Here is an 18,420-nt window from a genome sequence, read left to right as displayed (position 1 = left end):
AATCAGCAGGGCAAGCGCTTTCCCGATCACCTTTCGATAGACTCACGTCACCACGTAACGCTTCGCTGTGCTGAGGTGCAGGGAGTGTACTGACTGAGGGAGAGGCAAACTTGCAGGTAATACTGTGTGATTCTGCGGAGCACGTCGGAAAGCGCGCGGCGGACATCGTGGAGGACTACGTTCGGGCGGGTTCGGCGGTTCTGGGCCTTGCGACCGGCGGATCGCCGAGCAGTACGTACGGGGAGCTGATCCGCAGACACCGCGAAGAAGGTCTCAGCTTCAACGACGTCAGGGCGTTCACGCTCGATGAGTATGCGGGGCTCGCCCCTGATCACGAGCAGTCTTACCACACGACCATTCGTCGGGAATTCGTCGACCATGTGGACCTACCGCTGGAAAATTTGATGACTCCGCAGGGGGATGTATCGGATCTCGCTGCCGAAGCCGAGCGGTATGACGCCGCGATCGGCGCGGCTGGGGGCGTCGATGTGCAAATCCTTGGCATCGGAGCCAACGGACACATCGGCTTCAATGAACCGACCTCCTCACTGAACTCAAGGACCCGCGTGAAAACCCTGGCGGGCACCACGCGCCGTGACAATGCCCGCTTCTTTCCCGACGGCGAAGTGCCGCGGCTATGCCTGACCCAGGGTCTGGGCACCATCCGTGAGGCCAGCACTGCGGTACTGGTTGCGATGGGTGCCAACAAGGCGGAGGCCGTCCGGGCCATGGTTGAGGGGCCGGTCAGTGCACATTGTCCGGCTTCGGTGCTGCAGCTCCATCGTCGTGCCGTGGTCATCCTCGACCCTGACGCAGCGTCCCTTCTCTCGCTTGCGGATTATTATCGTGAGGCGCAGGAAATGAATGACGAGTTGGGTCTGTCCGCGCGCAGCGGCGGCTTCGACTGAGTTCCTGCCGAGGGCCGTTCCGACCAGTGTGGGACCGTTTAGATCGCCGCTCGCGGTGATGTTGCGGTCTGTTTTGACCGGTGGGGGCGGTCCACGCTAATCTTGGAAGTCGTTGTGCGTGTCCCACCTCGATACGTCCATGTCCGCGTGCGGCTCAGTTGCAGAGCTACCTGGTCCGCGGAAATGGCCGAGACCCAAGGGATCACCGGTGTCGTTTCAGTCCTCACCTGAAGTTCCGGTAACGCATGCATCAGCTGCGTTGGCATCTGGAGTTTCCCTCCGGCCGCCGGCGTCACCGTAGAACAAGAAACGAAGGCAAAATCGTGCGTACGTACACCCCGAAGCCCGGCGACATCAACCGCCAGTGGCACGTCATTGACGCCACCGACGTTGTCCTAGGCCGTCTTGCCAGCCAGACCGCAACACTGCTGCGCGGAAAGCACAAGCCGACCTTTGCACCCCATATGGATATGGGCGACTTCGTCATCATCATCAACGCTGAAAAGGTAGCCCTCACCGGCGCCAAGCTCGAGCAGAAGCGCGCTTACCGCCACTCCGGTTTCCCGGGCGGCCTCAAGTCCGTGACCTACGCTGAGCTGCTTGAGAAGAACCCTGTGCGCGCTGTGGAGAAGGCCATCAAGGGTATGCTCCCCAAGAACTCGCTCGCAGCACAGCAGATCGGCAAGCTGAAGGTTTACCGCGGTGCAGAGCACCCGCACGCGGCCCAGCAGCCCCAGACTTTCGAAATCACCCAGGTCGCTCAGTAGTCCTGGCCACCACAGACTAAGAATCACTCAAGGAGAACCGTGGCTCAGAACACTGAAGAGCTGAATGAACCAACCGAGGAGCTCACCAGCTACACCTCGGAATCCTCGGCCGTCTCAGACGCCCCCGTCAAGGAGCGCCCCGCGCTCACCGTCGGTGGCGCCGCTGTAGGCCGTCGCAAGGAAGCTGTTGCACGCGTCCGCGTTACACCGGGAAGCGGCAAGTGGATTGTCAACGGCCGCGAGCTGTCTGACTACTTCCCCAACAAGCTGCACCAGCAGGAAGTCAATGACCCGTTCAAGCTCCTCGAGCTCGACGGCGCCTACGACGTCATTGCCCGCATCCACGGCGGTGGCCCCTCCGGCCAGGCCGGTGCGCTGCGCCTCGGCGTAGCCCGTGCGCTCAACGAGATTGACCGCGAGAACAACCGCCCCGCCCTCAAGAAGGCAGGCTTCCTGACCCGTGACGCCCGCGTCATCGAGCGCAAGAAGGCCGGTCTCAAGAAGGCACGCAAGGCGCCTCAGTACTCCAAGCGTTAGAGAAAGTCTTCCCCGTGGAATACCGCTGGCGCGTTGTTCCACGGGTCCACTCGACTTTTTCCAGCGCTCGGCTCCACGCTCCTGCCTGCCACTTGGGTCTAAGGCGCTTGGGAGCCCGAGTTACATGCTTCACCCGTTACGCCCGTTCGGCAGCTGCCGGGCGGGCGTAACGCTTTAAGCACGGCTTCAAAGGCCCGGCACCCTTCTGACTTAGGATGGACCACGATGACTAGATTATTTGGGACCGACGGCGTCCGTGGGCAAGCAAATGGCCTCCTCACAGCAGAGCTCGCCCTGCAACTCGCGCAGGCAGCGGCCATGGTGCTAGGACACCGAAGTTCGGACGGCCGGCGTCCCACTGCGGTCATCGCCCGCGATCCGCGCATCAGCGGTGATTTTATCGCGGCGGCGGTCGAAGCAGGACTGGCCAGCGCAGGCGTTGACGTCTACGACGCGGGGGTGCTTCCCACACCCGCCGCAGCCTTCCTTGTCGCTGACCTTGACGCCGATTTCGGCGTCATGATCTCTGCCTCGCACAACCCGGCTCCGGACAACGGCATCAAGTTCCTTGCCCGCGGCGGCAAGAAGCTGGATGACGCAGTGGAAGACGCCATCGAAGCGGAACTCAATGCTCCTCCACACCGCCCGGTGGGGCCGGATGTCGGCCGGATCCAACGCTTCGCGGACGCTGAAGACCGCTATGTGGTTCACCTCCTGCAGTCCCTGCCGCACCGCCTGGACGGGCTCAAGGTTGTGCTGGACTGCGCCAACGGCGCGGCAAGCGGCTGCTCACCGCAGGTGTTCTCCGATGCCGGCGCGGACGTCGTCGTTATTGGTGCAGACCCGGATGGCAACAACATCAACGATGGTTGCGGCTCCACCCACCTTGAGATGCTTCAGGCTGCGGTGCTTGAGCACGGCGCCGACCTCGGCATAGCGCATGACGGCGACGCCGACCGCTGCCTTGCTGTGGACCACGAAGGCACAGTGGTGGACGGCGACCAGATCATGGCGATCATGGCTGTGGCGCTCAACGCGGTGGGGCGGTTGAAGGACAGCACCCTCGTAGCGACAGTGATGAGCAATCTGGGGCTGAAGCTGGCGCTGCGCGATGCGGGCATCAGTCTCCGCGAGACCGCCGTGGGCGACCGCTACGTGCTGGAAGGTATGCGCGACGGCGCGTACAGCCTCGGCGGCGAGCAGTCCGGCCACGTGATCTTCGCCGATCACGCGACAACCGGTGACGGTGTACTCACCGGACTTCAGCTCGCAGCCCAGGTAGCGATGACCGGGCGCAGCCTAAAGGAACTGTCCACGATCATGACCAAGCTCCCGCAGGTCCTCATCAACGTAAAGGGTGTGGACAAGTCGAGCGTCAACAGCGACGACGAAGTGCAGCGCGCAGTCCGCGAGGCGCAGACCTCCCTCGGCGAAACCGGGCGGGTGCTCCTGCGACCGTCGGGAACGGAGCCGGTAGTCCGCGTCATGGTCGAAGCGGCGGACATGGCAACCGCAGAATCAGTTGCGGACCGTCTGGCGGACACGGTGCAGAGGCAATTGGCTCTCGAGCCTGCCTAAGCCAGACCATCCTGGATCGAGCTGACAGGACACGCCGCTAAAGCCGGTGCAAAGAGGGCGCGTCCTGCCAAACCGATTGGTTTCAGGTTCGCTGGCGAAGGCTGTCCCGGATTTCGGTCAGTAGCGCGATCTGCGGATCGACCTCCTCCACCTCCTGCTTCAGCTCCAGCTTGCGGTCGCGGCGTTCAATGAACCTGTTCATCGGCAGCACGATCACAAAGTACACAGAGGCGGCCACAAGCAGGAAGTTCACCACAGCCGTGAGAAATACACCGAACTGAATCTCGTTCCCGTTCAACGTGATCCGCGCGAAGTCGTCAAACGTGGGCGATCCGGCGAGAGCAGAGATCAGCGGCATCAGCACGTTATTGACCAGCGAGGTTACTACCGCTCCGAAGGCCGTGCCCATGACCACCGCCACGGCCAGATCGATGACGTTGCCCTTCATGATGAAATTCTTGAATCCACTCAGCATTGCTTCAGGCTATCCAAGCGAACGGTCAGCCGGGCGGGGCACGCCGGTGGGGAAGGTGAACGTTAGTATCCGGGCGCCGGCGGCAGACCGAAGAACTCCTCGAGGGTCGCTACGCCGTTCTCGCGCATTGCCTGTGCGGTTTCCAGCCCGACGTACCGGTAATGCCAGGGCTCGCCCGAGAATCCCGTGACGCCCTGGGCACCGATCGGGTAGCGCAGGATGAAGCCGAAAGCGTGTGCGTTCTCTGCCATCCATTGCCCTGCCACAGTGTCCGCGAAACAGGAGGACAGCGTGCAGGCGCGATCAGCCTGCCCAACGTCGAACGCAAGTCCTGTCTGGTGCTCCGAATAACCCGCGCGGGCAGAAATACGGTCAGCTTCACCAGCGTCTCCTCCGTACTGGGCAACCCAGTGCTGGTAGGTGGCGACCTGATCCTGGTAGGAGCGGTAACCGCTCACCAGGGTGAGGCCCACGCCGTCGTCGGCGGCTGCAGCGAACAGCTGCTCCACCGCCGCGCTGGTGTCCGCCCGCAGGAGGGCATTGGGTTCGGCCACGGCCAGCGGAACTGCGGGGAGAACAAGCCCGGACGGGAAGAAGTCGAGCGGGCCGAGGGGCCGCTGCTTGTTGACGACCACGAGGATCGACGACGGATCGCTCAACTCCCCCGCTTCGGGTGGTGGCGCCGGTGCTGTGCTCGGCGCGGGGGCCGGAGGCTCTTCGGTGACCGCCGGGGCCGTGCTCGGGGCGGCCGCGGGCGCGGTGGACGGCGGCGCGCTGGGTTCCGCAGGTGACGGGGGCCGCTGCGCAGGAGCCGGGATCTCGCCCGGAGTCTGCGGCGCGGACGACGGCGGCTGGCTGGCCGGGGTGGTGCCGTCCGTTGTGGGCGCGGGCGTTCCGCAGGCCGAAAGTACGACGACGAGGGCCGACGTCGTCATCAACCAGACCGGCATCCCCCGGAGCCGCCGCAAGGGTCCCATCAGGTTTTCCGTAGCAGCATTCGGCGGATGGAGTGGTCGGCTTCCTTGGTGAGCACCAGGGTGGCCCGGCCGCGGGTGGGAAGGACGTTCTCGGACAGGTTCGGTTCGTTGATGCGCCGCCAGATGCCTAAAGCGGTCTCCTCGGCTTCCTTATCCGTGAGGGAGGCGTACCGGTGGAAATAGGATGCTGGATTCGCGAAGGCGCCGCTGCGCAGGGACTGGAAGCGCTGGACGTACCACTCCTCTATATAGGAGGTCTTGGCGTCCACATAGATGGAGAAGTCAAAGAAATCGCTGAGCGCAAGGCCGGAGCGCCCGTCCGCCCGGGTTCGTGCAGGCGCGAGGACGTTCAGCCCCTCGACAATCAGTACGTCAGGGCGGCGGACCACAATCTCCCGGCCAGGGACGATGTTGTAGGTCAGGTGCGAGTACCAGGGTGCGCGTACTTCCTCCGCACCGCTCTTGACCTCACTCACGAAGCGCAGGAGCCGACGCCGGTCGTATGACTCAGGGAAGCCCTTGCGCTGCATAAGGCCGCGCCGTTCCAGCTCCTCATTGGGGTAAAGGAAACCGTCAGTGGTTACCAGTTCCACGTTCGGAGTGCCCGGCCAGCGGCGGAGAAGCTCACGCAGCACACGCGCGGTGGTCGACTTCCCGACGGCAACGGAGCCCGCCACACCGATCACGAACGGCGTACGGGTTGTGCGCTCCCCGAGGAACGTGGTGGTGGCCGCGTGCAGTTCGCCGGCAGCGGCAACGTAGAGGGAGAGGAGCCGGGAAAGCGGAAGGTAGACCTCCCGCACCTCATCGAGGTTCAGCGCGTCTCCGAGACCGCGAAGCCGCTGCACATCCTCGACGTTCAGCGGAGACTCGATCTCATTCGACAGCCGCGCCCACATCTGGCGATCAAGCTCGACGAACGGGGTAACGCTCGCCTCCACCGTGGTGGTGGGGCCGGTACCTCGATTTTCGTCGCTCACCCTAGAATTCTGCCCCCTGGCCAGGACATTAACAAACAACCCACAGGAGCCGGGGGTGATGCGCACCACCCTGACAGGTCGCAGTACAGGGCTGTACCCGCGCTGCGGGTACGCTTAAGGCCATGTGTGGAATCGTAGGATACGTAGGCCGTAACGGCGGTAAATCCCTTGGCGGAGCGCTTGGAGAAGCAGAACTCAACGGGGCCGATTCCAACGGCAGCCACGGTGCCTTGGACGTTGTCATGGAGGGCTTGCGCCGCCTGGAGTACAGGGGTTATGACTCTGCGGGCGTGGCAGTGCTGACTGAGACAGGGATCCAGTCGCGCAAGAAGTCCGGCAAGCTGACCAACCTTGTGGCAGAACTCGACTCCTCACCGCTGCCCGCGTCCTTGACCGGCATCGGCCACACCCGGTGGGCTACGCACGGCGGACCCACGGACCAGAACGCACACCCGCATCTCGCCGATGACGGGCGCCTCGCCCTCATCCACAACGGAATCATTGAGAACTTTGCCGAGCTGAAGGCTGAGTTGCTGGAGCAGGGCGTTGTCTTCGCTTCGGACACGGACACGGAGGTTGCCGCGGCACTGCTCGGCAGCATCTACCGTCGTCGAACGGACGTCGGCACCGCAGATGCCCTGACCAGCGCCATGCAGGAAGCCTGCCGGCGCCTTGAGGGCGCATTCACCCTGCTTGCCATCCACCAGGACGCGCCCGACGTCGTCGTCGCCGCCCGCCGCAATTCACCGCTTGTTGTGGGCCTGGGTGACGGCGAGAACTTCCTTGGCTCGGATGTTTCCGGCTTCATTGACTTCACCCGCCGCGCGGTGGAACTGGGTCAGGATCAGGTCGTGACCATCACACCGGAAGACGTCACGATCACCGATTTCTACGGAGCGCCTGCTGACGGGAAGGAGTTCCACGTCAGCTGGGACGCTGCCGCGGCGGAGAAGGGCGGTTACCCGTCCTTTATGGCCAAGGAGATCAACGACCAGCCCGACGCCGTCGGACAGACCCTGCTGGGCCGCACCGATGCAAAGGGCAACCTGGTCCTCGACGAACTGCGCATCGACGAATCGATCCTGCGCTCGGTGGACAAGATTGTTGTCCTCGCTTGTGGAACGTCTGCATACGCCGGCCAGGTGGCGAAGTACGCAATCGAGCACTGGTGCCGGATTCCAACGGAGATCGAGCTTTCGCACGAGTTCCGTTACCGGGATCCGATCGTCAATGAGAAGACACTCGTGGTGGCCATCTCCCAGTCCGGTGAAACCATGGACACCCTGATGGCCGTGCGGTACGCCCGTGAGCAGGGCGCCAAGGTCGTGGCAATCTGTAACACCAACGGCTCAACCATTCCCCGCGAATCGGATGCGGTGCTGTACACGCACGCCGGTCCGGAGATTGCCGTCGCTTCCACCAAGGCGTTCCTCGCGCAGATCACCGCCACCTACCTCCTCGGGCTGTACCTGGCGCAACTGCGGGGCAACAAGTTCCGTGACGAGATCGCCGACGTACTGGCGGACCTCAGCGAGATGCCGGCGAAGATCCAGGAGGTCCTGGATAACTCGGAAGCCGTGAAGGAGCTCGGACGGAGCATGGCGGACGCCAAGTCCGTGCTGTTCCTCGGCCGCCACGTGGGATTCCCGGTGGCCATGGAGGGTGCGCTCAAGCTCAAGGAGCTCGCCTACATCCACGCGGAAGGTTTCGCTGCCGGCGAGCTCAAGCACGGGCCCATCGCGCTGATCGAGGAGGGTCAACCCGTCGTCGTCGTACTGCCTTCGCCCCGCGGGCGAGATTCCCTGCACGCCAAGGTGGTTTCGAACATCCAGGAGATCCGGGCCCGCGGCGCAGTCACGATCGTGATCGCCGAAGAGGGCGATGAGTCAGTGGCTGCGTTCTCCGAGCACGTCATCCACGTTCCGCAGACTGCAACACTGCTGGCGCCGCTGCTCACTACGGTCCCGCTGCAGATTTTCGCTTGCGAGCTGGCCGCAGCCAAGGGCTATGACGTGGATCAGCCCCGGAACCTGGCCAAGTCCGTCACGGTCGAGTAGGTATCAGCGTGATTGTCGGCATTGGCGTGGACGTTGTGGATGTGGCCCGGTTCGAGCGGCAGCTTCAGCGTACGCCCGGGCTGCGGGACCGCTTGTTCGTTGCTGCCGAGCGTGCGTTGAATACCCGTTCCCTTGCCGCACGCTTCGCAGCAAAAGAAGCCGTTGCCAAGGCGCTCGGCGCACCTGCGGGAATGAACTGGCAGGACTGCTGGATCGGTCTGGACAGCAACGGAAGTCCCACAGTCGAGGTGTCCGGGACCGTGGCTGCCGTCGCGTCTGCTCGTGGTGTTAGCCGGTGGCACCTCTCGCTCAGCCATGACGGCGGGGTAGCAACCGCCATGGTTGTCGCCGAAGGAGAACTTCCTCCGGCCACCCGCTAGGATTCTAAGCATGCTTAGTGCCTATACCGGGAGCCAGATCCGGGCAGCGGAAGCGCCGCTGCTTGAGGCCGGACACGGTGATGCCCTGATGCAGCGGGCAGCCCACGGCCTTGCACAGGTTGCCGGCGCCGAGCTCCGCGATACCGGCGGAATCTACGGACGCGCCGTCGTCGTGCTGGCGGGGAGCGGAAACAACGGCGGTGACGCCCTGTACGCCGGTGCCCGGCTGGCCGGACGTGGCGCGGGCACGACGGCGGTTCTCACCTCCGAGCGGGTCCATGCCGAGGCATTGGCCGCATTCCGTGCGGCCGGCGGGAGGGTTGAGCAGCTCACCGATGACCGCGTTGACGCCCTGGCGGGGCGGGTTGCGTCCGCCGCCCTGGTGATTGACGGGATTCTCGGTACGGGCGGTAGCGGCGGACTGCGCGGCGCAGCGGCGAAACTGGTCCAGCAGGTGAACGCACGGGGCGTGGTCCGCGTTGTCGCCTGCGACCTTCCCAGCGGAATCGATGCCGACACCGGTGAGGTGGCCGGAGAAATACTTCCAGCCGATGTCACAGCAACCTTCGGTGGCGTCAAGACCGGGCTGCTCACGGGCGCCGGAGCCCGCGCGGCGGGGCGGGTGCTCATGATAGACATCGGTCTCACCGAGGCGCTTCCGCCGGCCGCGGCGTACTCGCTGGAGCCTGCGGATCTCCGGCAGCTCTACGCACGGCCTGGGCCGGCGGACCACAAATACAGCAGGGGAGTGCTCGGCATCGCGGCGGGCTCGGCGATGTACCCGGGCGCTGCGGTGCTGGCTACCGGCGCGGCGCTGGGCACCGGCGTCGGGATGGTGCGCTTCCTGGGCCCGCCAACGGTTGCTTCGCTCATCAACACTGTCCACCCGGAGGTTGTCTGCTCGCAGGGCTCTGTTCCGGAATCACATGTGCAGGCCTGGCTTGTGGGTCCGGGCGCCACGGAGGATCCCGGCCAGCGGCAGCGGGCACGCGACGCCATTGCATCCGGCCTGCCCACGGTCGTCGACGCCGGTGCGCTGCCGCTGCTGCCGGAAAGAGTGGGCGAGCAGGTCATTCTTACGCCCCACGCCGGTGAACTGGCGGCGCTGTTCCAACGCCGCGGCCAGAACGTGGAACGGGGTGCCGTTGAAGCAGCGCCTGCCGACTTTGCCCGCCGTGCTGCCGCTACAACGGGCGCAACCGTCCTGCTGAAGGGGTACAGTACGGTGGTCGCGGCCCCGGGCGGTGAGCTTTTTGTCCAGTCGAATGCCACGCCCTGGCTGGCCACCGCGGGATCGGGAGATACGCTCGCGGGGATCCTGGGAGCGCTTGTCGCGACCAACGCCGGGAACGACGACGTCGCCACGCCACTCGGGCTGCCGCCGTCGTCGCGCTGGGCTGCTTTGGGAGCGGCGGCCGCGATGCTGCACGGACTGGCGGGCCGGCGCGCAGCACGGTGCGGACCGGTGGTCGTGGGAGAGCTGCCCAGGCACGTAGGCCGCGTACTCGCGGAACTGCTGTAACAGCCGCACCCCGACATAGTTCACCGAAATGTCGGAGTCCTGCGCTATGAAAGGATGCAGGACAAAGGTCACTGAGAACATTCGATCATCTTCACTGAGTACCAGACTGAGTATTGAAACGAGCAAGGAGAACACATGGAGCTTTGGCCAGGAGATGCCTATCCGCTGGGGGCAACCTATGACGGCACGGGAACCAACTTCGCGCTCTACAGCGAGATCGCCGAGAAGGTTGAGTTGTGCCTGATTGACGACGACGGCGCGGAGTCCCGCATCGAACTCAAGGAAGTGGACGGCTACGTGTGGCACGGCTACCTGCCGCACGTTTCACCCGGCCAGAAGTACGGCTACCGCGTCCACGGGCCCAACAACCCGGCCGAGGGCCACCGCTGCAACCCGAACAAGCTGCTGCTGGATCCCTACGCAAAAGCGGTGCACGGCCAGATCGACTGGGACCAGGCACTGTTCGGCTACAACTTCGGCGACGAGCACTCAGTCAACAATGAGGATTCGGCGCCGCACATGATGCTCGGCGTTGTCATCAATCCCTTCTTCAACTGGGACGGCGACCGCATGCCGCGCACCCCGTATCACCAGTCGGTGATCTATGAGGCGCACGTCAAGGGGCTCACGCAGTTGCACCCGGAAATCCCGGAGGAGCAGCGCGGCACGTACGCCGGCGTGGCCCATCCGGCGGTTATTGCGCACCTGCAAAAGCTCGGCGTCACGGCGATCGAGCTCATGCCCGTGCACCAGTTCGTCAATGACAGCACGCTGCAGGAAAAGGGCCTGTCCAACTACTGGGGCTACAACACCATCGGCTTTTTCGCACCGCACAACGCCTACGGCTCCACCGGCGACGAGGGCGAGCAGGTGCAGGAATTCAAGGCCATGGTCCGCGAGCTGCACCTGGCGGGCATCGAGGTGATTCTCGACGTCGTGTACAACCACACTGCGGAGGGCAACCATATGGGGCCAACGCTCTCCATGCGGGGCATCGACAATGCGTCCTACTACCGGCTGGTCGAGGATGACAAGCAGTACTACATGGACACCACCGGCACCGGTAACTCGCTGAACGTCGGAAACCCGCATTCACTGCAGTTGCTCATGGATTCGCTGCGTTACTGGGTCACGGAGATGCACGTCGACGGGTTCCGCTTTGACCTTGCCTCGGCACTGGCCCGCGAGTTCTACGAGGTGGACCGGCTGAGCGCGTTCTTCGAACTCGTGCAGCAGGATCCGGTCGTGTCCCAGGTGAAGCTGATCGCCGAGCCCTGGGACGTTGGCCCCGGCGGGTACCAGGTGGGCAACTTCCCTCCGCAGTGGACGGAATGGAACGGCAAATACCGCGATACCGTGCGCGATTTCTGGCGCGGTGAGCCGTCCAGCATCGGTGAGTTTGCCTCGCGGCTGACAGGTTCGGCGGACCTCTACGAGCACTCGGCGCGCCGGCCGGTGGCATCGATCAACTTCGTCACGGCCCACGACGGCTTCACGCTGCGGGATCTCGTTTCCTACAACGAGAAGCACAACGAAGCCAACGGCGAAGACAACAACGACGGCGAATCCCACAACCGCTCGTGGAACTGCGGCGCTGAAGGACCCACGGACGATCCCCAGGTGCAGACCCTGCGCGTACGGCAACAGCGGAACTTCATCGCAACGCTCCTGCTGTCCCAGGGCGTGCCCATGATCCTGCACGGTGATGAACTCGGCCGCACGCAGGACGGCAACAACAACACCTACTGTCAGGATTCGGAGCTGTCCTGGGTTCACTGGGACAACCTGGACCAGCCGCTGCTCGAGTTCACCGCAGCGGTGAGCCGGCTACGCTCCGAGCACCCGACCTTCCGCCGTCGTCGTTTCTTCGACGGCCGGCCGGTTCGGCGTGGAGAGGGCGAGGCGCTGCCGGACATCGTCTGGCTGGACACCGAGGGTGAGCTCATGGCTCCAGAGGACTGGAATGACGGCTTCGGCCGCTCGATCGGCGTTTTCCTCAACGGTCAGGGCATCCGCGGACGTGATCAGCGCGGCCAGCGCATCACCGACCAGAACTTCCTGCTCTACTTCAACGCCCACGATGAAGCGGTGAAGTTCACGGTGCCGTCCGAGGAATACGGGCCGATGTGGGACGAGGTCATCGACACGGCAGGCGTCTACGCGGACTCCGACCCCATTCCCGCCGGTGCGGCGGTGACGGTGGAAGCCAAGTCAATGGTGGTTCTGCGGGCGCATGCCGAGGCCGAAGACCTTGACCATTCAGTCGCAGCATCGCTTGCGATCCTCGCCAACGAGAACACCTCGAAGACCGGCTCGGCCTGAGCCCGGCGCATTCAGAGCACCTGGAGGAGAAGTACGTGAAGGCACCCAAGTCGACCTACCGGTTGCAGATTCGTTCCAGTTTCGACCTGTCCGCCGCCGTTGAGGTTGTGCCCTATCTGAAAGACCTCGGGGTGGACTGGGTGTACCTCTCACCCGTGCTGACTGCCGAGCAGGGATCGGACCACGGATACGACGTCACGGACCCCACCACGATCGACCCCGAGCGTGGTGGGCCGGAGGCGTTCGACGCCCTGTGCCGGACCGCGCACGAGGCCGGTCTCGGCGTGCTCGTGGACATCGTGCCGAACCATGTCGGTGTAGCAACCCCGGTGCAGAACGCATGGTGGTGGGATCTGCTCGCGAAGGGACGGCGCTCGCGGTATGCCGAAGCGTTCGACGTCGACTGGGACGCCGGTGGCGGACGCATCCGCATCCCCGTCCTGGGCGACGGAGACAACGAGGTGGACCAGCTCAAGGTAGTCGACGGCGAGCTGCACTACTACGAGAATCGTTTCCCCATCGCAGACGGTTCGGAGCACCCGGGTGACACCGGCGCGCAGGTGCACGCACGGCAACACTACGAGCTGGTGAACTGGAGGCGTGCGGACAGCGAACTGAACTACCGGCGCTTCTTCGGCGTGAACACGCTGGCCGGCCTTCGAGTTGAGGTTCCGTGGGTATTCGACGAGGCCCACTCCGAGGTTCGGCGCTGGTTCGGCGAATCGCTGGTGGACGGGCTGCGTATCGATCACCCGGATGGGCTCGCCGACCCGGCAGGCTACCTGGACCGGCTGCGTGAGGTCAGCGGTGGGGCCTACACGCTGGTGGAGAAGATCCTCGAGCCTGGTGAGGGGCTGCCGGATCGGTGGGCGTGCGAGGGAACCACCGGCTACGACGGGCTTGCGCTGGTGGATCGGCTGTTTGTCGATCCTGCCGGCCGGCCTGCGCTCGAGGCGGCCGTGCCAACTGAACCGTTCGTGCACATGATCCACGGCACCAAGCGCGGAATCGCGGACGGAATCCTCCGGTCCGAAGTGCTGCGCCTTGCGCGGCTGGTTCCGGAGCAGGCGGGCCTGGACTTCGAAGAGCGCGCAGATGCGCTGGCCGAGTTGCTGACCTGCTTCCCGGTCTACCGAAGCTACCTTCCGGACGGAGCGCACTACCTCGCCGAAGCAGTCCTCAGCGCGAAGGTCCGCAGGCCGGAGCTGGCGAAGGTACTGGACACGCTGCATCCGCTCCTGAATCCGTTCCATGAGGACGGGGGAGCTGAGAACAACGACGCTGAGCTGTCTGAATTGACTGTACGGTTTCAGCAGACCTCGGGCATGGTCATGGCCAAAGGCGTTGAGGACACTGCGTTCTACCGCTACAACCGGCTCACTTCCCTGAACGAGGTTGGCGCGGACCCGTCCATTTTTGCGCTCGACGGGTATGAGCTCCACCGTGCACTGCTGGAACGCCAGGAGTCCTCGCCGCTCACCATGAATTCGCTCAGCACGCACGACACAAAGCGCGGCGAGGACACGCGGGCCCGGATCTCGGTGCTGTCGGAGATCGCGGAGGAATGGGTGGCCTCACTGGAGCAGCTGGACCGCTTGGCCCCGATCGGGGACAGGGCGTTCGCGTCGCTGATGTGGCAGGCACTGATTGGTGCCTGGCCGCTGAGCAGGGAACGCGCACACGCCTACGTTGAGAAGGCCTCCCGCGAAGCAGATGCGAGTACGCACTGGACCGCGCCGAACGAGGCCTTCGAGGAGAAGATGCATGCCGCCGTCGACGCCGCCTTTGATGACACGGAGGTGAACCGGCTTCTGACTTCTCTGGTGGAGCACGTGGCTGCGCCGGGCTGGTCCAACTCCCTGTCGGCGAAACTGCTGCAACTCACCATGCCGGGCATCCCCGACGTGTACCAGGGTTCCGAGCTCTGGGAGACTTCGCTGGTGGACCCGGACAACCGCCGTCCCGTCGACTTCGGGCTGCGTAAGCAGGGCCTCGTGGACCTGGCATTCGGTGCCCTTCCGCAGATCGACGACGGCGGGATGGCCAAGCTCCTTATCGTCTCCCGGGCGCTGCGGTTACGCAGGGATTCGCCGGAACTGTTTTCGACCTACCGCTCGGTGACAGCCACGGGCCCGGCGGGGGAGCACGTTTTCGCCTTCGACCGCGGAGGCGTCGTCGCAGCGGTCACGAGACTCCCGCTGGGATTGGACAGGGCCGGCGGCTGGCGGGACACCGCCGTCGTAATGCCCGAGGGCGCCTATAGCTGCGCCATTACCGGCACCGGCTTTGAGGGCGGCTCTGTTCCGGTCAAACGGCTGTTCGAAACCTACCCCGTGGCACTGCTTGTGAAGGAGGACGCACGATGAGCTCCAAGTTCGATGTCTGGGCGCCGAAGGCCGAGTCCGTGACGCTGTTGGCGGACGGCCGGAAGCATCCGATGGTTGCCCGCGACGGCGACTGGTGGGAAGCCCCTGGATCACCCGCTACCGGTGACGTGGATTACGGCTACCTGCTCAACAACGCGGAAGACCCTGTGCCGGACCCGCGCTCGCGAAGGCAGCCGGAGGGCGTGCACAAGTTGTCCCGAACGTTCGACGCCGGCGCCTACTCCTGGGGCGATGACAGTTGGGTTTCCCCGGGCCTCGACGGCAGCGTCATCTACGAACTGCACATCGGCACCTTCACTTCCGAGGGAACGTTTGACGCCGCGATCGGAAAGTTGGATTACCTGGCGAACCTCGGCGTCCAGTACATCGAACTTCTGCCGGTCAACGCGTTCAACGGCACCCACAACTGGGGCTACGACGGCGTCCTCTGGTTCGCGATCCACGAGCTTTACGGCGGCCCGGAGGGATATCAGCGGTTTGTCGACGCAGCGCACCAGCGCGGGCTGGGCGTCATCCAGGACGTGGTCTATAACCACCTTGGACCGAGCGGGAACTACCTGACACAGTTCGCACCCTACCTCACCGAGGGCAAGGCCAACACCTGGGGCGATTCGCTGAACCTCGACGGTCCGCTCTCCGACGAGGTGCGGCGCTACGTCGTGGACAACCTGCTCATGTGGTTCCGCGACTATCACGTGGACGGCCTGCGGCTCGACGCCGTGCATGCACTGCATGATGAGCGGGCGATCCACATCCTTGAGGAGTTCGCGGTGGAAACCGGGCACTGCGCGGAAGAGCTCGGTAAGCCGCTGTTCCTGATCGCGGAATCGGACCTGAACAACCCACGCCTCATCGCAGCACGCTCCGCAGGCGGTTACGGACTCGCAGGTCAGTGGAGCGATGACTTCCACCACGCGGCGCACGTGAACCTGACCGGTGAAACAGCCGGTTACTACTCGGACTTCGATTCCGTCGGCGCGCTCGCCAAGGTTTACCGGGAGGGCTTCTTCCACAACGGAACCTGGTCCTCCTTCCGCGAACGGTCGCACGGACGGCCGATCGACCCGGCTAAGCACAGCCTGCATCAGCTGGTGGTATGCACGCAGAACCATGACCAGATCGGTAACCGCGCCGCAGGGGACCGCCTCAGCGGAACGCTGAACTCCGCTCAACTGGCCCAGGCCGCCGTCCTGAACATCGCCGGCCCGTTCACGCCGATGATGTTCATGGGTGAGGAGTACGGTGCCACCACGCCGTGGCCGTTCTTCACCTCGCATCCCGAACCGGAGCTCGGCAGGGCCACCGCAGAGGGCCGCCTTGCCGAATTCGAGAAGATGGGCTGGGACCCGGAGGCCGTGCCCAACCCACAGGACCCGGCTACGTTCGCATCCGCCAAGCTCGACTGGAGCGAACTGGAGCGGCCGGAGCAGGCGGGCTTGCTTGCCATCTACCGGGACCTGATCAGGCTCCGCCGGGAGAACAAGGACCTGCGTAACCCGGACTTCACCTCGGTGAGCGTCGAGTTCGACGAGGACCAGCGCTGGCTGTTGCTTCGCAGGGGTAGGCGCACCGCCGTCGTCGTCAATTTCGCCGGCGAGCAGCGGGAGGTGCCGTTGGCGGCAAAGGAGGTCCTGCTGAGTACCGAGCCGGGCGAGTCGATTGGAAGCGGCACGGTGACCCTGCCCGCTCACGGTGCGGCAATTCTGAAGGTGTAGCCTACCGACCATGCGCGAGCTTCGAACAGAAGTGCTGGTGGTTGGGGCCGGTCCCACCGGGCTGATGCTCGCGGCGTGGCTGGCGAAGCTCGGCGTCGATGTGCTGGTAATCGACGGCAAGGACAGCCCTACGCGCGAATCACGTGCGCTGGGCGTCCACTCGCGAAGCATGGAAATCTACGACCAGCTGGGTGTGATTGACCGCGTGCTGGCTGGAGGGTGGCCGGTCGCCAAGATCCGTCCCGGCTACGAGGCCTCGTCCTTCGGCGCGGTGCCCATCGGCACGATCGGTGCGGACCTCACGCCCTACCCCGGCATTCACGTCCTGGAGCAGAGTAGGAACGAACAAATCCTGCTCGACCGGCTGGAAGAACTCGGCGGAACAGTGCTCTGGGGGCAGCAACTCGTAAACCTCGAGCACGACGACGTCGGGGTCACGGCCGAGTGCGCGGGAACTGAAGCGCTCTCCATCAGCGCGCGCTTCTGTGTGGGTGCGGACGGCGGCTCGTCCGTTGTGCGGAAACTCTCCGGCATACCCTTCGAGGGCCTGACGAATGAGCACACCTTCTACGTGGCCGATGTAATGGGCGCCGAGGGTGTGGCCGAGGACGCCGTCAACCTGCGCTTCGGCGCGGACGAATTCCTGCTTGGCTTCCCCATGGGCCCGGAGGGGCACCACCGCCTGCTTGGCGTCCTTCGCACTACCGGCGACGAGGACGTTCCTGAGTTCCTTGCCCGGGAGCGCCTGCAGAGCACCTTCAACGTCGGGTATCGCGAATCGATATGGTTCTCCACCTACCGGATTCACCACCGGGTGGCGGCGCGGTTCCGGGAGGGGCCGGTATTCCTTGCGGGGGACGCCGGCCACGTCCATTCCCCGGTGGGTGCGCAGGGAATGAACACGGGTCTGCAGGACGCACATAACCTCGCTTTCAAGCTGGCAGACGTTCTTTCCGGGCGGTCCTCCGAGCAGTTGCTGAACCGGTACGAAGCCGAGCGTCGGCCCGTGGCGCTGCGGCTGGTGAACAGCACCGACCGCGTGTTTGCTTTGGTGACCTCCCGCCATCCGGTGGCTCGCACAGTGCGGCGGGCAGCACCGCGGTTCCTTGTCCCGGTGGCCATCAAGGTGGTGCCGCGGCTTCCGATTGCGCGCCGTCTGATCGGCTATCTTTCCCAGCTCCGGATCCATTACTGGATGGAGAGCAATCCAGTGAACGACGACGGCGCCAGGCTGGCTCCCGCTCGCGGCCGCCGGCGTGGGCGAGTGGTCGGCAGGCGGCTGCCCTGGACCGGCGAGAACTTCGAAGCGCTACGTTCCGCAAGCTGGCAGGTCCACGTCTATGGCGACGTGGACGCGGAGGTGACGGACGCCGTCGGGCGCGGTTTGAACCTTTCCGTGCATTCGTTCCGGGCGGCTCCCGGGAAGGGACTGCTGGATGGGAGTTGTTACCTGGTGCGCCCCGACGGTTTTGTGGCTGGATCCGCTCCCGTGCGCCGGGCGGTGTCGATGTTGCGTCCGCTGTTGCCGGATCAGTGGAACACCCAGTAGTCGCCTAGCGGCCCCCTGCGCGCGGCGCGGGTCCCTGCAGATAGCGCCTATCAGCCCCCCACTCCTCGCTGGCGCTCGGCGCGGGGCCCTGCAGATAGGCGCTATCAGCCCCCCACTCCTCGCTGGCGCTCGGCGCGGGGCCCTGCAGATAGCGCCTATCAGCCCCCCACTCCTCGCTGGCGCTCGGCGCGGGGCCCTGCAGATAGCGCCTATCAGCCCCCCACTCCTCGCTGGCGCTCGGCGCGGGGCCCTGCAGATAGCGCCTA

14 protein-coding genes are annotated in these 18,420 nt (G+C 64.8%); 11 read left to right on the top strand and 3 right to left on the bottom strand.

What is annotated here, in order from left to right; genetic code table 11:
* Positions 1-110: 110 nt before the first annotated feature.
* From nagB to glmM, 4 genes are all read left to right on the top strand, one after another.
* Complete coding sequence (nagB, locus tag ACX80C_RS12585) at positions 111-908, top strand: glucosamine-6-phosphate deaminase (RefSeq protein ID WP_459326819.1); 798 nt, start codon at positions 111-113, stop codon at positions 906-908.
* A gap of 323 nt (positions 909-1,231) precedes the next feature.
* Positions 1,232-1,675: a 50S ribosomal protein L13 gene (gene rplM, locus ACX80C_RS12580; RefSeq protein WP_167994114.1), complete on the top strand. Its 444-nt coding sequence runs from the start codon at positions 1,232-1,234 to the stop codon at positions 1,673-1,675.
* 39 nt (positions 1,676-1,714) lie between these two features.
* Positions 1,715-2,212 (top strand): 30S ribosomal protein S9, encoded by a 498-nt coding sequence (rpsI, locus tag ACX80C_RS12575; protein ID WP_056544114.1) that lies wholly within the window; start codon positions 1,715-1,717, stop codon positions 2,210-2,212.
* A gap of 225 nt (positions 2,213-2,437) precedes the next feature.
* Positions 2,438-3,790, top strand: coding sequence for a phosphoglucosamine mutase (glmM, locus tag ACX80C_RS12570; protein ID WP_459326818.1), 1,353 nt, complete (start codon positions 2,438-2,440; stop codon positions 3,788-3,790).
* An 82-nt stretch (positions 3,791-3,872) separates the two neighbouring features.
* Here the strand turns inward: glmM and mscL are convergent, their stop codons facing one another.
* The 3 genes from mscL to coaA form a co-directional block, all read right to left on the bottom strand.
* On the bottom strand, positions 3,873-4,265 hold the full coding sequence (gene mscL / locus ACX80C_RS12565; protein WP_459326817.1) for a large conductance mechanosensitive channel protein MscL: 393 nt from the start codon (positions 4,263-4,265) through the stop codon (positions 3,873-3,875).
* 62 nt (positions 4,266-4,327) lie between these two features.
* Complete coding sequence (locus ACX80C_RS12560; protein WP_459326816.1) at positions 4,328-5,242, bottom strand: M15 family metallopeptidase; 915 nt, start codon at positions 5,240-5,242, stop codon at positions 4,328-4,330.
* Positions 5,242-6,183: a type I pantothenate kinase gene (coaA, locus tag ACX80C_RS12555; protein WP_459326908.1), complete on the bottom strand. Its 942-nt coding sequence runs from the start codon at positions 6,181-6,183 to the stop codon at positions 5,242-5,244. Before coaA ends, ACX80C_RS12560 begins: the two co-directional genes overlap by 1 nt.
* A gap of 161 nt (positions 6,184-6,344) precedes the next feature.
* Between coaA and glmS the strand changes: the two genes are divergently transcribed.
* From glmS to ACX80C_RS12520, 7 genes are all read left to right on the top strand, one after another.
* Positions 6,345-8,279 (top strand): glutamine--fructose-6-phosphate transaminase (isomerizing), encoded by a 1,935-nt coding sequence (gene glmS, locus ACX80C_RS12550; protein WP_459326815.1) that lies wholly within the window; start codon positions 6,345-6,347, stop codon positions 8,277-8,279.
* 8 nt (positions 8,280-8,287) lie between these two features.
* Positions 8,288-8,659, top strand: a complete 372-nt coding sequence (locus ACX80C_RS12545; RefSeq protein ID WP_459326814.1) for a holo-ACP synthase — start codon at positions 8,288-8,290, stop codon at positions 8,657-8,659.
* A 10-nt stretch (positions 8,660-8,669) separates the two neighbouring features.
* Entirely contained in the window at positions 8,670-10,181 is a 1,512-nt protein-coding gene (locus tag ACX80C_RS12540) for an NAD(P)H-hydrate epimerase (protein ID WP_459326813.1), read from the top strand.
* A 135-nt stretch (positions 10,182-10,316) separates the two neighbouring features.
* The gene (glgX, locus tag ACX80C_RS12535; RefSeq protein WP_459326812.1) at positions 10,317-12,503 is read left to right on the top strand and encodes a glycogen debranching protein GlgX; all 2,187 of its coding nucleotides are present in this window, start codon (positions 10,317-10,319) and stop codon (positions 12,501-12,503) included.
* A gap of 35 nt (positions 12,504-12,538) precedes the next feature.
* Entirely contained in the window at positions 12,539-14,869 is a 2,331-nt protein-coding gene (treY, locus tag ACX80C_RS12530) for a malto-oligosyltrehalose synthase (RefSeq protein ID WP_459326811.1), read from the top strand.
* Positions 14,866-16,605, top strand: coding sequence for a malto-oligosyltrehalose trehalohydrolase (gene treZ, locus ACX80C_RS12525; RefSeq protein ID WP_459326810.1), 1,740 nt, complete (start codon positions 14,866-14,868; stop codon positions 16,603-16,605). The genes treY and treZ overlap by 4 nt, the downstream gene beginning before the upstream one ends.
* A 10-nt stretch (positions 16,606-16,615) precedes the next feature.
* A complete protein-coding gene (locus ACX80C_RS12520; RefSeq protein WP_459326809.1) occupies positions 16,616-18,154 on the top strand; it encodes an FAD-dependent monooxygenase in 1,539 nt (512 codons plus the stop codon).
* Positions 18,155-18,420: the final 266 nt, after the last annotated feature.

Source organism: Arthrobacter tecti, from assembly GCF_054511355.1.
The sequence above is the reverse complement of the archived record's forward strand: the minus strand, read 5'-3'. Positions and strand labels throughout refer to the sequence as shown.

Excerpts from the sequence above, each read along its gene's own strand:
- glmM (WP_459326818.1), top strand. The coding sequence starts at position 2,438 with ATGACTAGATTATTTGGGACCGACGGCGTCCGTGGGCAAGCAAATGGC.
- ACX80C_RS12520 (WP_459326809.1), top strand. The coding sequence starts at position 16,616 with ATGCGCGAGCTTCGAACAGAAGTGCTGGTGGTTGGGGCCGGTCCCACC.
- treZ (WP_459326810.1), top strand. The coding sequence starts at position 14,866 with ATGAGCTCCAAGTTCGATGTCTGGGCGCCGAAGGCCGAGTCCGTGACG.
- glmS (WP_459326815.1), top strand. The coding sequence starts at position 6,345 with ATGTGTGGAATCGTAGGATACGTAGGCCGTAACGGCGGTAAATCCCTT.
- ACX80C_RS12540 (WP_459326813.1), top strand. The coding sequence starts at position 8,670 with ATGCTTAGTGCCTATACCGGGAGCCAGATCCGGGCAGCGGAAGCGCCG.
- ACX80C_RS12560 (WP_459326816.1), bottom strand. The coding sequence starts at position 5,242 with ATGGGACCCTTGCGGCGGCTCCGGGGGATGCCGGTCTGGTTGATGACG.
- glgX (WP_459326812.1), top strand. The coding sequence starts at position 10,317 with ATGGAGCTTTGGCCAGGAGATGCCTATCCGCTGGGGGCAACCTATGAC.
- mscL (WP_459326817.1), bottom strand. The coding sequence starts at position 4,265 with ATGCTGAGTGGATTCAAGAATTTCATCATGAAGGGCAACGTCATCGAT.